The following is a 13,708-nucleotide window of genomic DNA, read 5'->3' on the forward strand; positions in this document are numbered from 1 at the left end:
TATTGCTCCCTAGTTCGCGAAGTTAAATGAGGTTGTTTTCTGCCAGGTAATCAGCAATTTTGCGAGCTTGTTCTTCCGGGCTTCCGGAATCGATCATTACACCAGCGCTGCGCGTAGGGCGCTGATTATGGCTGATCACATTCGTGGTGGCGTTAGCCGCTCCAACCATATCGGCATCCAGGCCGATGCCAGCTATATCAACCGTCTTCATCTCATGCTTTTTTGCTTGGCGTAAGCCTTTGAACTTCGGGAATCGCGGGCTATCAGCTTTATCAGTCACCGTCACTAATGCTGGTAGCTTAGCTTCGAGCTGCCAGGTGCCCCGGTTATCTTCACGAACCGCAGATACGGTATCTCCATCCACGGAAAGCGAGTGCACAGCAGTGAGCGCGGGAATCTCTTGGAATTCTGCTAGAAGTCCAGGCACGGTGCCAGTAGAACCGTCAGAGGAATAGTTACCCCCGATCACAAGCTGCACATCATCAATGGTCTCGAGCGCGCTATGCAGGGCAAAAGCAGTGCCCAAAACATCGCTGCCAGCCAGTGCCTCATCCGTGATATGCACCGCATCGTCGACCCCCATAGCAATCGCTTTTCTAAGAGCGTTCTCATGATGAGCCGGCCCCATGCTCAAAGCAATCACTTGATATTCAGAGCCTTGTTTCACTGCCTCTTCGCGAACCCGAAGGGCCTGTTCGACGGAGAACTCGTTGATCTCATCAATAATGACGTCGACAGATTCGCGATCCAAACGTGCGTCGTCACGCAACGTCTTGGTGGACCAGGTATCCGGCACGGTCTTCACCAAGACCACGATGGTTGGCATCATTGCCACCTGCCTTTCTTTCACAGTTCAGAATTTGTTTGTGCGGTTCGTTATTAATGCAGACGCGTCTGGTCTCTGAAGCGCATCATACAACGGTGCGCTGCACCTGCTCGTTACATGCGATAGGCGACCTACCGCAAACAACTGTACCACTCGGTCTAGTTAAAATAGACCGACCGTTGAATTAGATAGCTAAGATTATGGCATTTTCCCAATCCGATCTTCCGGTTGAAACTCCAAAAATTCTCGATACGCAGGATCTTCCCAACATTTACCAACAATCGGATGAATCACCGTTTCATCGGCGCACCGCATCGCCTCATCAACAGTCTTACACCCGGCTAGTTTTTGTAACTGCGCCCATGTAGGCAATACAAACCGAACTAACCCTGCTCGCCAACCATCGAGAAGCAGCTGCGGGGAAAACCAATTCGCGTCTTCCGCTTCGCCGCCCGGATCAGGAGCCGGGCGCTGACCATCAGGAACACGGGCAACAAAAGAAAAAGTATCGAACCACAGGTGCGTACGATCAGATTTTCCGACCCACCGGGCCCACGGACGCAACAAATCCGAGCGAACCTTCAAATCATGTTTGTGCATGAGATCAGATAGCGCGATCTCATGCGATTCCAAGCTGCGACGCGCATAATCATATGGAGCCACGTTCGCAATTGGTGCACCGTCGCCATGTACCGCCAATAGCGCGCCTGCTTCTTCGAAAAGTTCTCGGACTGCAGCAAACACCAACGCGTGGGCTTTATACTTATTGGTTTCCATTCTGCGCGCCAGCGAAACTGCCGATGGCCCGCACCAATGTTCACCAGAGTCCCACGATCGAGCCGGGAAATCGCGATGATCAACCCCGCCGCCAGGAAACACAGTAATTCCCGGAAAATTGCGCATGGTCGACACCCGCTCTTGAGCGAAAACTTCAAGACCTTGCACACCATCGCGGACCAACAAGACGGTGGCCGCCAACCGAGCCCCCCGGTAACCAGTCATTTCCGCCGGATCAATCGCATCTATTTGATCGCTATGATGCTGACAGTGAAATTGCGTATGCGTCGAAGAATCTGGCATGAAAACCTCAACCGACCTATCCGGCGCGGTGCGAACCACGGCCCCGACTCGTACGCCGAGCAAAAAAGCGTGATCCCAACCGATCCACCTGAATCGGTTGATGGAAGGCTTTCGTGAGGTTTTCTGAAGTCAAAACATCATCCAACAAACCTTGTGCCACGACTTCGCCTTCGTCCAGCAGCATGGCGTGAGTGAAACCTTCCGGGATCTCCTCCACATGATGGGTAATCATCACGATTGCTGGTGCATCAGGATCCAACGCGAGCTCACCCAGATACCCAACCAGATCCTCTCGTCCCCCTAAATCCATACCTGCAGATGGTTCATCCAAAATCAACAGTTCTGGATCCGTCATCAAAGCGCGAGCCAGCAAAACTCTTTTTCGTTCGCCCTCCGACAACGTTCCCCAAGTGCGCTCCATAAGGTGAAAAGCACCAACCTGCTCCAGGGTATCGTAGGCTCGTTCAAAATCCAGTGATTCGTAGTCTTCCCGCCAACGGCCTAGCACCGCATAACCAGCAGAAACCACTAAGTCGTCGACACGCTCACCAGCAGGAATACGGTTAGCGAGAGCCGCGGAAGAAATTCCGACCATCGCTCGCACGTCACGCATATCGGCAGCCCCAAATCTCTGCCCCATCACAAAAGCAGTACCTTCCGAGGGAAATTCCTCGGCTGAAGCCATACGAACCAATGAAGTTTTACCGGCCCCATTGGGACCAATAATTACCCAACGCTCATCCAGCTCGACCTGCCAGTCGACAGGTCCAACCAAACGATTTCCACCGCGGCGTAATCCGACTTGTCGGAAATCGATCAACAAGTCTTCGCTAGTTTCAGGTGTGAGATGTGCGGAGTTCGAAGTCATAATCTAAATCGTCTCTTTCTTCGCGGTGCAAAAACTATTCCTAAGTTCTCCAGGATTGAATGAGCTTCCGGCCTTGCCGCGGTTTTCTAGGCTCAGATCACGCAGTCTCAAACTCATGGATACTCCTCCTCTAGCTTATGCCACGACCCGAAAAAAGGGATGAAAAATCTCAAGCGCCAGACCAGATCTTTCTCACCGTTAATCCCAGTCAATTTAGGGCTCATCGAGGACGGAATGCTGCAAACGCTGCCTTGCACTGGAACTCGCGAATAGTTCTTAAAATAATGCGCTCGCCAAATCAGTACGAGCTTGTTTTACCCGTGGGTCTGCCTGATCAAATAATTCGAATAACGAGATAACCCGGGTCCGCAAACGATCTTTGTCTGCACCTGCAGTCAGTTTCATAGTGGAAATCAGACGAGCAAAAGCTTTCTCTGGCACCCCGGCTAATACTTCGGCGTCAGCAGCATCGAGTTGCTTATCGACGTCGTGCGGCGCCGCATCTCCATCTTGTACAGCATCACCGCTGCGGTTTGCTGGATCGAACCGCTCGATGACTTCCACGGTCTTAAGAGCTAAATCAGCCTGTTTGTCGTCTGGATTATCCTCCAAAATAGCATCATAATGCTCACGTGCCTGCCCATAATCTCCTCTAGCCAGGGCTTGTTCAGCAGCATCGTGCCGCGGGTCGATTTCCGAATCAGTATCCTGCTTTCCAGTAGCATCTACTGGATTAACGATTGGCTGCGATGTTCCGGGCAGTTTAGGACCAATCTGTTGAATTAACGCGTCCACCCACTGCTGCAAAACCCCAACGGGTTGAACACCTTGAAATTGAGTGAGCGGCTGCCCTTGCCCCAAAGCCACCACAGTTGGTACCGCTTCTGCTCTAAAAGCTTGCACGATGGCTGGGTTTTTATCAGCATCCACATAACCGAAAATAATCTTGCCCAGCGTGGAATCTTTTACAACCAGCTCTTCAAAGTTGCGCCTCATCTCATCCGACTCAGCAGCTCTCGAAGTACCCAGCAACACGACAACGGGCACTTCCGCAGAACGACGAACCACATCAGTTTCGAAATTGTGCTCGTTTACCTCGAAATAAGCAGGTATTTGCGCCCCTGTGCCGCGATCTGGGCATGCGTTTCCGGTATGACCAGTCGCCCCTGTGCCGGCGGAATTAGCTAAGCCAGCGGTGTTTGCACCACCGGCGGTTGCTTGGGCACGATTTTTCAGTTGTTGCAGATCCACCGCCGATGCGGCGAAACGTGCTGGTTCTTGCCTAGCTGAATCAGGGCGGTCCCCGGGGTTCTGGTCGGCTGGTTGCTGCGGAATAGTCATTAAAATTCTGCCTTCCTAAAAATCCTCAAGGTTGTGATGGGAACTAGCAACCAAGAAAATCGGCGATAGAGCTAGAGCTTCACAACGATCTGTCTTCATTGTTTTCAGCGGAACCGCGGTATTAATCCCCTCTTGATGCATTCTCCGAAGTTTCTGCGAGATGCCGGTTCACGGCGTCGACCTTGGCAGTCAAACCGTTGGTTACGCCCTGGCGAATATCCGCTTTGATAACCAGTGAAACACGTGGAGAGACAGCCTCTACTGCGGAAGTCGCTTTCTTAATCACCGCGAAGACCTCATCCCACTCACCTTCCAATAAGGTAAACATCGAATTTGTCTCGTTCGGCAGCCCCGATTCACGGACGACGCGCACGGCCTCAGCGACCGCTTCAGACATTTCACCAGTCTCATTTGTGGTAGTGGGTGCTACAGAAAAAGCCACAATCATATCTTCCAGGCTACCTGTTTCTGCAACGACAACGCGCACCGCATTCTTAACGACGCTGCCAACAGCGCACATGCCAATGACGGCGATCATCCCCTCGCCCACCGGAATCGCGCGGCCAAGCAACAATATGCGCGACCCCCGGCGGAATGTCGAGATTGCAGCCAGGGCACACATAGTATTTAACTGCGCGCACCGCCGCGATCTGCCGATATTGATACGGCCTACCGAAATCCCAACTTGGGCCTTCAGTCACTTGTGTGCCAAACAGGGAACCCCCATCAGCCGGGATACTGAACGGCCTATGTTGCGCCCGCCATGCTTTACCTGACTTCTTGCCTTTTGGGCCGCGAGGTTTCTTCGCTCCCACTTAAAACAACCGCAATTCGTTAGTTTCCAGCCCGCGCAGTTCTTGATAATCCAGCGTCACACACCGAATACCCCGGTCTCGGGCCAGGGCTTTGGCTTGTTCTTTAATTTGTTGTGCCGCAAACACTCCATGCACTGGAGCCAAGAGGCTATCCCGGTTCAACAGCTCAAGATACCGAGACAGCTGCTCAACCCCATCAATACCACCGCGACGTTTAATCTCAACAGCGACGGTTTCACCAGCCGCATTGCGCGCCAAAATATCTACCGGGCCGATACCAGTCGGATATTCTCGGCGCACGAGTGTGTAACCATCACCAAGCGTCGTAATATGTTCCGCAAGCAATTCCTGCAAATGCGCTTCCACCCCGTCTTTGACCAAACCTGGATCCTCCCCAAGATCGTGGCTCGAATCATGGAATACGCGATGCAGAGTAATGCGCAACTGCTCACCTTGGGGGTTTTCAACTACCCAAAGTTTTTCTTCAGTATCTTCCCCATCGATATCAGTAATCGGGGATTCGGCCAATGTACACGGAGAAGTCATCCAGTTCAGCGGTTTATACGCACGGTTGTCCGCATGGACCGAGACAGATCCATCCGATTTGACCATGATCAAGCGATCAGCAGCGGGCAAATGGGCATCCAACCTGCCGACATAGTCGACAGAACATCGGGCAATCACTAAACGCATGCCCACTACCCTAGCGCAGACGCTGCGGCTTGTACCTTTCTTGCCGGCTATCCGGAGCAGATTCCAGCCATGAGCAGAGTGCCATCGCCGTAGCGTTATCTACGGCTAATTCAAAGTGGTCGTCGGGCGTCGATACTTCGAGCACCTGAAGTGATGAGGACATAAAAGAACCCTCGGCATCTGTCACTGAACGTTGACGGTGGAGCGTCAATTCTTGACGTTCGAGTATTACATCTGCAGAGGGTGATAATGAACGAAGCTTGTACATATTTAGCTGCTGGCCATCACAGACTATCCGGCCATGACGCCAGCCGTGTGTACCCTTCGCAGGAAGACGCCGAGCTATGACCGCATTGCCTTTCGACCGCAGAGTGAAGAACCTCCACGCAGCCAAGCCTGCGACGAAAACTAGCGCCAATAATACGCATACTGGTAAGAAGCTACCCATAATATCCTGCATTAAGCTGCCACCTTAACTAACAGAAGAGATTTCAAACCAGTTTAATGCGTGAGATAGCGTTTGTGAAATGTTTTCATCGGCAAACTGCGGTACGTACGCAAAAAGGCTTTTCCCAAGTTTGGGAAAAGCCTTTCCGATTAACCGTCTGTGTTGGAGCCAGACAGCAGGATTAGATTAACTCTGCGCGACGCTGGGCACGGCGTGCGGTAATTCCGTGCGCACGGACGTATTCATCGTCGGAGGTTTCGTATTCTTCGACGGTAGAAGAATCCCACTCTTCAGATGTGATCGCCCAATCAGCCAAGACCGTAACCTTCTCCTTGGATACGGAGAGGAAACCGCCCTGTACGCCAAAGACAACACGATCGCCATTGGCACCGGTAATCGTCACAACACCGTTGTCCAACAACTGACCGAGTAGGGGCTGGTGCCCAGGCAACACGCCGAGCTCACCATCGGTGGTCTCAGCAGTGACCATGGTGGCCTGGCCGGACCAAAGCTTACGGTCGACCGCGACGAGTTCCACGGTGAATTCAGCCATGTGTGTCGCCTACTTCCTACTTCTCGTTCATCTTTTTGTATTTTGCCTCGACATCATCGAGGCCACCCAAACCATCGAAAGCCATCTCTGGATAGTGGTCAAACTCACCATCACAGATGCGTTCGAAAGCGTCGATGGTTTCTTCCAGAGGAACGGTAGAACCTGGCAAGCCGGTGAACTTCTCTGCGACGTAGAAGTTCTGTCCCAAGAAGCGCTGGATACGACGGGCCCGCTGAACGGTCACCTTGTCTTCTTCTGACAACTCATCCATACCCAAGATGGCGATGATGTCCTGCAATTCCTTGTTCTTCTGCAGGATGTTGATGACGCGCTGTGCGATCGCGTAGTGGCGCTCACCCACGATGCCAGGCTCGAGGATACGGGAGGTCGAAGACAGTGGGTTCACGGCAGGGTAAATACCCTTCGACGCAATCGAACGATCCAGCTCGGTTGTCGCGTCCAAGTGCGCGAAGGTAGTAGCTGGAGCCGGGTCGGTGTAGTCGTCGGCGGGGACGTAAACGGCCTGCAGAGAAGTAATTGACTTACCACGTGTAGAGGTAATCCGTTCCTGCAAAACACCCATCTCATCAGCCAATGTTGGCTGATAACCCACGGCGGAAGGCATACGGCCCAACAGCGTGGAAACCTCGGAACCTGCCTGAGTAAAACGGAAGATGTTGTCAATGAACAACAAAACGTCCTGGTTTTGAACGTCGCGGAAATATTCAGCCATGGTTAGACCAGACAAGGCCACGCGCATACGAACCCCTGGTGGTTCGTCCATTTGACCGAAGACAAGGGCGGTGTCTTGCAACACGCCCATCTCTTCCATTTCCAGGAACAGGTCAGTACCCTCACGGGTACGCTCGCCGACGCCGGCGAACACGGAAGTACCGGAGAAGTTACGAGCGATACGAGTGATCATTTCCTGGATAAGAACGGTCTTGCCGACGCCGGCGCCACCGAACAGACCAATTTTGCCACCCTTAACGTACGGGGTAAGGAGGTCGATAACCTTGATTCCAGTCTCCAGAATCTCGGTTTTGCCCTCCAGCGCATCGAATGGTGGCGGATCGCGGTGGATTCCCCACTGTTCGCCGTCGCGGCCCAATCCTGGTTCGTCCAAACACTCACCGAGCGCATTGAAGACGTGTCCTTTGACGGCATCGCCGACGGGAACAGTAATTGGCTTACCAGTGTCGATAACCTCAGCGCCACGGACGAGACCGTCCGTAGGTGCCAACGCAATGGTCCGGATCAGGTTATCGCCGAGGTGCTGTGCAACCTCAAGCGTGATGGTCTTGGCGACTGCCTCGAGGGTGACCTCGACAGTCAGCGCGTTGTACAGAGCAGGCATCGCTCCACGCGGAAATTCCACGTCGACGACCGCACCGGTGACGCGCACGACGCGGCCGGTAGCGTTGGCGCTACCTTCCTGCGTGTTCTGCTCATCGAGAGCTGTAGTCATGATTTAGTCACTTTCTCCGCTGCCGGCAAGCGCACCAGCGCCACCGACGATCTCGTTGATTTCCTGGGTAATCTGTGCCTGACGAGCCTGGTTAGCAACGCGCGACAGGTCGTTGACCAACTCGGTCGCATTATCCGTCGCAGCTTTCATGGCTGTACGGCGCGCGGCAGACTCCGCAGCCGATGCTTCCAGAAGCATTGCGTACAGAATACGTGAGACGTACTTCGGGAGCAGGGATTCCAGTAATAATTCTGGATCCGGCTCGAATTCCATCTGAGCTTCAGTTTCGCCGTGAGTAGTCGAAAAACCTTCGTCGACGACTTCTTCCTCTTGGTAAACAGGCTCAATTGGAAGCAACTGATGGACGTTTACTTCCTGTACGAGCATAGATTCAAACGTTGTGTGAACTACGTGGACCGAATCAAAGCCGAACAGGTCTTCACCCTCGACAACATTGACTCCGTCGCGATATGGCGCAGTTCCTTCAGAGCTTGCTTGGAAACCTTCGATGAGATGCTGGCGCATATCATGGGTAGCTTCCATGCTTGGGTCCTGGGAAAAACCAGTCCATTGTCCTGCGATGTCGACGCCACGGAATTGATAGAAATCAACGCCTTTACCGCCGGCAACGTAACGCTTGACCTCATAGCCTTTTTCGTCCAAGAGTTTCTCCAACTCATTGGCACGTTTCAGCACGTTGTAGTTGTAACCACCACACATGCCACGATCAGAAGTAATGACTAGCACTGCGGCCGTCTTTACGTGCTCGCGTGGCTTCAGCATAGGGTGTTCCAGCGTCGTTGCAGACGCCAGGCGCTCCATCACTTCTTGCATCTCCTCAGCGTATGGCTGTGCCTCTTCCACACGAGCCAAAGCTTTGTTAATGCGCGAGGTGGCAATCATTTCCTGCGCTTTGGTGATTTTCTTCGTTGAGTTAACTGACCGAATTCGGTCGCGTAATTCGCGAAGAGTAGCCATGGTTTCCTTCCCTCCCTTCTTTCCTTATCTCGAAGCGATCAGAGTTACTACTGCTAGTTACTTCTTGACGCTCTTCCGGGAGACGTTGAGCTGGTTCTTTTCCACTTCAGACTCCTCCAGAGGATCTTCGTGGTTGTCGATCACAGGCTCACCGGAGGTGGTTTGGAAACCTTTCGCGAATTCGTCGTTAGCGTTGCGCAAGGCTTCCTTGGAGTCATCATCCAAAGGCTTACCGCCCTGGATTTGCTCATATACCTGTGGAACCTCACCCTGCAAGTACTCGTGGAGTTCGGTTTCGTATCGGCGAGTGTCCTCAACCGGAACGTTGTCGAAGGCGCCTTCCGAAGCCAACCAAATCGAGACGATTTGGAATTCCACATTCTGAGGGCTGGACTCTGGCTGCTTCAACAGTTCGACCAGGCGCTGGCCGCGATCAAGCTGGGCCTTGGACGCAGCATCCAGATCCGAAGCAAAGGTGGCGAACGCTTCCAAGTCACGATATGCGGCCAGATCAAGACGAAGGTTACCTGCGACCTTCTTCATGCCCTTGGTCTGAGCAGCACCACCGACTCGGGATACCGAGATACCGACATCGATAGCTGGGCGAACGCCCTGGTTGAAGAGATCGGACTGCAAGAATACCTGGCCGTCCGTAATCGAAATGACGTTGGTCGGAATAAAGGCGCCGACGTCATTTGCCTTAGTTTCAATAACTGGCAACGCAGTCATCGAGCCTGCTCCGAGCTCATCGTTAAGCTTTGCAGCGCGCTCAAGCAAACGGGAGTGCAAGTAGAAAACGTCACCTGGGTAAGCTTCGCGTCCTGGTGGACGGCGCAACAGCAACGAGATTGCGCGGTAGGCCTCAGCCTGCTTGGTCAAGTCATCGTAGATAACCAAAACGTGCTTGCCTTCATACATCCACTGCTGACCAAGGGCAGCACCGGAGAACGGTGCCAACCACTTGAAACCAGCGGCATCAGATGCTGGTGCAGCAACGATGGTGGTGTATTCAAGAGCCCCATGCTCTTCCAACGTGCGACGAACACCGGCGATGGTGGTGCCCTTTTGGCCAATCGCAACGTAGATGCATCGCACCTGCTTGTCCGGATCACCGGACTCCCAGTTTGCCTTCTGGTTAAGGATGGTGTCGATACACAGAGCGGTCTTACCGGTCTTACGGTCGCCAATGACCAGCTGGCGCTGGCCGCGTCCGATTGGAGTCATCGCATCAATCGCCTTGATGCCAGTCTGCATTGGTTCTTCGACCGGCTGCCGGTCAAGAACGCCAGCGGCCTGCAACTCAAGTGCGCGTTCTTTGTCAGATTTGATCTCGCCCAGACCATCGATTGGTTGGCCCAGGGGATTAATCACGCGGCCAAGAAAGTCTTCGCCTACGGGGATGGAAAGTACTTCTCCGGTCCGTTTAACCTCATCACCTTCTGCCAGTGATTCGAAGTTTCCCAGAACTACGACACCGATGGAATCAGTGTCCAAGTTCTGTGCGACGCCAATAACGCCGCCCGGGAACTCCAGGAGCTCATTCGCCATAACGGACGGTAGGCCAGAGACGTTGGCAATACCGTCGGCTGCCGAAATGACCACGCCGACCTCCTCACGGGAGGCCGCCGCGGAATAGCTCGAGGTGTAGTTCGCAATCGCGCTACGGATCTCGTCGGAGGAGATCGTTAGCTCCGCCATGTTCTTCCTGCTCTCGGTTGTGTTTTCCAGCAATTACTTTATAAGGATCGTTTATTACGTCAGCTCTGTCAGAAACGCTCTAACCAACGCTTAGCGCTGAACGCATACGCGCCAGCTTAGCCTTGGTCGAGCCATCGATGACTTCGTTGCCAACGTGGATGCGCACGCCACCGAGGAGGCTGGGGTCAACCTCATTGTGGATGGACATCCGATGATCATAAATCGTGTGAAGTTTCTCTGCGAGGGCTTCCCGCTGTGCACCAGTCAAGCTTCCAGCGCTGACTACACGAGCCACCTTGTGACCACGCAGTTCGGCTGCCTGCTCAACGAGTGCGGCGACATCGCTAGCCGGATCTTTTTCAATCCTGCCAACCGCATGCAACACGAGCGCCTCGCTAAACATCGTGATGTTCTTACCTTCGAGGAGTCGAGCAAGCAGTGAGCGTCGTTTCGAAACCTCAACCCGGCGATCAGACAGCAGCATGCATAGCTCGCCTTCCCGATCCAGTACACGAGACAAAGAAAACAGCTCTTGCTCAACCTGTTCTAACTGGTTTTTGTATTCCGCTCCCCGCAATAAGATGCGACGAGCTCCCGCAACCAAACCGGTTCTTAGGTCTCGTGGGGTTGACCAAGTTAGCCCCACTGCTTTTTTCAGAACATTCAGAGCGTTGGCAGAAAGGTGTTGCGAAAAAACCTCATCTGCCAAAGCCACTCTTTGTTCAGCAGAGGCTGCATTGTTAGCAAGCGCAACGCGTAGGGGTCGATCACCTTCGATCGCTTCAACGACCTCAAAGATCTCCAAACCGGTCTGCGAGTCAACCTCGACAGCATTCGAAGACTGAGACGAAGTCTCGTCGATAGCTGCGTAAAGTTGTTGCAATGCTTCGCGGCTCGCTGCTTTCATGCTTGCCTACTTTCTTGCGGCTGGTGCCACGTTGTCGAGTTCGGACAAGAACGAATCTACCGTTCCGGATTGCTTGGTAGCATCCGATAGTTCGGTGCCGAGCAAACGCTCAGCCAAGTTAATCGAGTTTTGTCCCAGATCTGATCGCAGATCCGCAATGACTTGTTCGCGGTTCGCAGAAAGCTGCTTGTTGCCAGCTTCAATGATGCGAGTAGCTTCTTCTTCAGCCTTTGCTTTGTGCTCAGCTTCGATTTGCTCGCCGCGCTTACGAGCATCCTCACGGATGGTCGCAGCTTCTGCACGGGCATCCGCCAGTTGTGCGTTGTACTTTTCCAACGCTGCCTTTGCTTCAGCCTGGGCGGCTTCAGCGCGGTCCATCCCGCCTTTAATCCGATCCTCGCGCTCGTCGAGAACTTCTTGGAATTTCGGGATCACAAATTTTGCGAAGAGGAAGACGACAACTGCAAGCGGAATGATCGACCAGACGATGTCGTAGTTCGCAGGCAAAAGGAGGGAGTTCCCACTTTCCAGTGGCAATTCCTCTCCATGCTCCGCAAGCAAATAAGTGACGTTCATAGGCTCTCCAGTCTTAAAAAGTGTGGTGTTATTTCCGCGCGCTTTTTAGAACAGGAAGCCTGCAACGAGGCCGATAAGGGCAAGAGCCTCAACGAAGGCGATACCAAGGAACATGGTGGTACGAAGCTGGCCAGCCATCTCAGGCTGACGTGCCATACCTTCCACGGTCTTACCAACCAAGATACCGATACCCAGACCAGGGCCAATGGTTGCCAATCCGTAGCCGATGGCGCCCAGCTCGATGGAGGACTCAGTTGCCTGTGCCAAGATGATCTCGTTCATGTGAAAGTCAATCCCTTTCGTGGTTCTCGGTAAGGTTTACCGAGAGTGTAGTTGCTGTGGGGTTATGTAATTAGCCGCGTGGTTCGCGAGTTTGTCAGTGTGCGTCTGCGTGCAAAGACAGTTCGATGTACACCGCAGTCAGCAAGGCGAAAATGTAAGCCTGCAAGAAGATGATGATCACTTCGTACAGGGTAAACAGGACCGCTGCCAATACCGTCACACCGGATAGTGCTGTCCAGCCATTGAGCTGCCAGAAGAAGAAGTTAGTGGCGCTAAACAGCAAGACCAAAATAATGTGACCGGCAAGGAAGTTTGCCATCAGACGCAGTGCCAGCGTGATCGGACGCAGGATGAACGTCGAGAAGAATTCGATCGGCACGACCAGAACGTGCAGTAATGGTGGCAGATTAGGAATCACCACCGAAGACTTCACGAATTTGCCGAACCCATAGCGCTTTGCACCGGCATAAATCATGGTGACATAGGCCAGCAGCGCAAGAGCGATCGGCATTCCGATACGTGCATTTGCCGAAATGTTCAGGCCCGGAATGATCGTCGAAACATTCATGAACAAAACTGAGAAGAAGATTGCCGCGAGAATCGGCAGGAACCTTCTACCTTCCTTTTTGCCCAAAATGTCTTCGGCAATGTGGATCCGAACAAAATCCAGCGCGTACTCCATGACGTTCTGCAAACCTGAAGGAACCAGCTTGGGGCTCCTAAAGGCGACGAGGAAGACCACCAGCATGATCGCCAGCATTAGCAAGCGAACAAGCATCAAGCGGTCTAGCGCGAACCAACCACCCAAGAAATCATCAAGGATGATGTGGCCATAGTATTGCCCCGGGAAAAATTCTGGGTCCAGTTCAGGCGAGTGGAACTCACCTCGAAAGGCCATAGTTGTAACGCTCAGCGTTCTCTCCCGTGTTCGGGCCGCATGAATAACTCATACGGTGCGATGGACGTCTTCAAACTCGCTGCCGTTACCACGGACTCCGTCGCACATCAGCGCGGCAACAGCAGGGGAAACAGCGCAGCATTTCAGTCACACCCTTACAGTTACCTGTGAAAGGCGCACCACTATTGCGGTTACCCGTGCAGTATATTATCAGCGTAATCCGATTCTGTCGCCTTGTGGGGGTAACTTTTTCTATTAATAAGCTGACCTGCAAAAA

Annotated in this window: 16 protein-coding genes; all 16 read right to left on the bottom strand. The window is 53.2% G+C overall.

The window, feature by feature from the left end; all coding sequences use genetic code 11:
* Window positions 1–22: 22 nt before the first annotated feature.
* The 16 genes from HMPREF1292_RS09065 to atpB all read right to left on the bottom strand — a co-directional run bounded on the left by HMPREF1292_RS09065 (window position 23) and on the right by atpB (window position 13,431).
* Window positions 23–826 carry an electron transfer flavoprotein subunit beta/FixA family protein gene (locus HMPREF1292_RS09065; RefSeq protein ID WP_023019625.1) on the bottom strand — a complete coding sequence of 268 codons (804 nt, stop codon included), beginning with the start codon at window positions 824–826 and terminating at the stop codon, window positions 23–25.
* A 198-nt stretch (window positions 827–1,024) separates the two neighbouring features.
* Complete coding sequence (locus HMPREF1292_RS09070) at window positions 1,025–1,906, bottom strand: NUDIX domain-containing protein (protein WP_023019626.1); 882 nt, start codon at window positions 1,904–1,906, stop codon at window positions 1,025–1,027.
* Between the two features lie 16 nt (window positions 1,907–1,922).
* Window positions 1,923–2,774, bottom strand: coding sequence for an ABC transporter ATP-binding protein (locus HMPREF1292_RS09075; protein WP_023019627.1), 852 nt, complete (start codon window positions 2,772–2,774; stop codon window positions 1,923–1,925).
* Window positions 2,775–3,050: 276 nt separating this feature from the next.
* Window positions 3,051–4,115 (bottom strand): tetratricopeptide repeat protein, encoded by a 1,065-nt coding sequence (locus tag HMPREF1292_RS09080; RefSeq protein WP_023019629.1) that lies wholly within the window; start codon window positions 4,113–4,115, stop codon window positions 3,051–3,053.
* Between the two features lie 121 nt (window positions 4,116–4,236).
* Entirely contained in the window at window positions 4,237–4,563 is a 327-nt protein-coding gene (locus HMPREF1292_RS09085) for an MTH1187 family thiamine-binding protein (RefSeq protein WP_024272796.1), read from the bottom strand.
* 46 nt (window positions 4,564–4,609) lie between these two features.
* The gene (locus tag HMPREF1292_RS11430) at window positions 4,610–4,852 is read right to left on the bottom strand and encodes a hypothetical protein (protein WP_084521439.1); all 243 of its coding nucleotides are present in this window, start codon (window positions 4,850–4,852) and stop codon (window positions 4,610–4,612) included.
* Window positions 4,853–4,930: 78 nt separating this feature from the next.
* Window positions 4,931–5,623: an endonuclease NucS gene (nucS, locus tag HMPREF1292_RS09090; RefSeq protein WP_023019631.1), complete on the bottom strand. Its 693-nt coding sequence runs from the start codon at window positions 5,621–5,623 to the stop codon at window positions 4,931–4,933.
* A 10-nt stretch (window positions 5,624–5,633) separates the two neighbouring features.
* Window positions 5,634–6,083, bottom strand: coding sequence for a DUF2550 domain-containing protein (locus tag HMPREF1292_RS09095; RefSeq protein ID WP_021353106.1), 450 nt, complete (start codon window positions 6,081–6,083; stop codon window positions 5,634–5,636).
* 169 nt (window positions 6,084–6,252) lie between these two features.
* On the bottom strand, window positions 6,253–6,624 hold the full coding sequence (locus tag HMPREF1292_RS09100) for a F0F1 ATP synthase subunit epsilon (RefSeq protein ID WP_021353105.1): 372 nt from the start codon (window positions 6,622–6,624) through the stop codon (window positions 6,253–6,255).
* Window positions 6,625–6,640: 16 nt separating this feature from the next.
* Window positions 6,641–8,092, bottom strand: coding sequence for a F0F1 ATP synthase subunit beta (atpD, locus tag HMPREF1292_RS09105; RefSeq protein ID WP_021353104.1), 1,452 nt, complete (start codon window positions 8,090–8,092; stop codon window positions 6,641–6,643).
* A gap of 3 nt (window positions 8,093–8,095) precedes the next feature.
* The gene (locus HMPREF1292_RS09110; protein ID WP_023019632.1) at window positions 8,096–9,070 is read right to left on the bottom strand and encodes a F0F1 ATP synthase subunit gamma; all 975 of its coding nucleotides are present in this window, start codon (window positions 9,068–9,070) and stop codon (window positions 8,096–8,098) included.
* A 57-nt stretch (window positions 9,071–9,127) separates the two neighbouring features.
* Window positions 9,128–10,801, bottom strand: coding sequence for a F0F1 ATP synthase subunit alpha (atpA, locus tag HMPREF1292_RS09115; RefSeq protein WP_024272794.1), 1,674 nt, complete (start codon window positions 10,799–10,801; stop codon window positions 9,128–9,130).
* A gap of 46 nt (window positions 10,802–10,847) precedes the next feature.
* A complete protein-coding gene (locus tag HMPREF1292_RS09120; protein ID WP_023019633.1) occupies window positions 10,848–11,675 on the bottom strand; it encodes a F0F1 ATP synthase subunit delta in 828 nt (275 codons plus the stop codon).
* Window positions 11,676–11,681: 6 nt separating this feature from the next.
* Window positions 11,682–12,251: a F0F1 ATP synthase subunit B gene (locus tag HMPREF1292_RS09125; protein ID WP_021353100.1), complete on the bottom strand. Its 570-nt coding sequence runs from the start codon at window positions 12,249–12,251 to the stop codon at window positions 11,682–11,684.
* A 45-nt stretch (window positions 12,252–12,296) separates the two neighbouring features.
* Window positions 12,297–12,533, bottom strand: a complete 237-nt coding sequence (locus tag HMPREF1292_RS09130) for an ATP synthase F0 subunit C (protein WP_018120014.1) — start codon at window positions 12,531–12,533, stop codon at window positions 12,297–12,299.
* 94 nt (window positions 12,534–12,627) lie between these two features.
* Entirely contained in the window at window positions 12,628–13,431 is an 804-nt protein-coding gene (gene atpB / locus HMPREF1292_RS09135) for a F0F1 ATP synthase subunit A (protein WP_023019634.1), read from the bottom strand.
* Window positions 13,432–13,708: the final 277 nt, after the last annotated feature.

This window comes from Corynebacterium sp. KPL1995 (assembly GCF_000477935.1).
Classification (GTDB): domain Bacteria; phylum Actinomycetota; class Actinomycetes; order Mycobacteriales; family Mycobacteriaceae; genus Corynebacterium; species Corynebacterium pseudodiphtheriticum.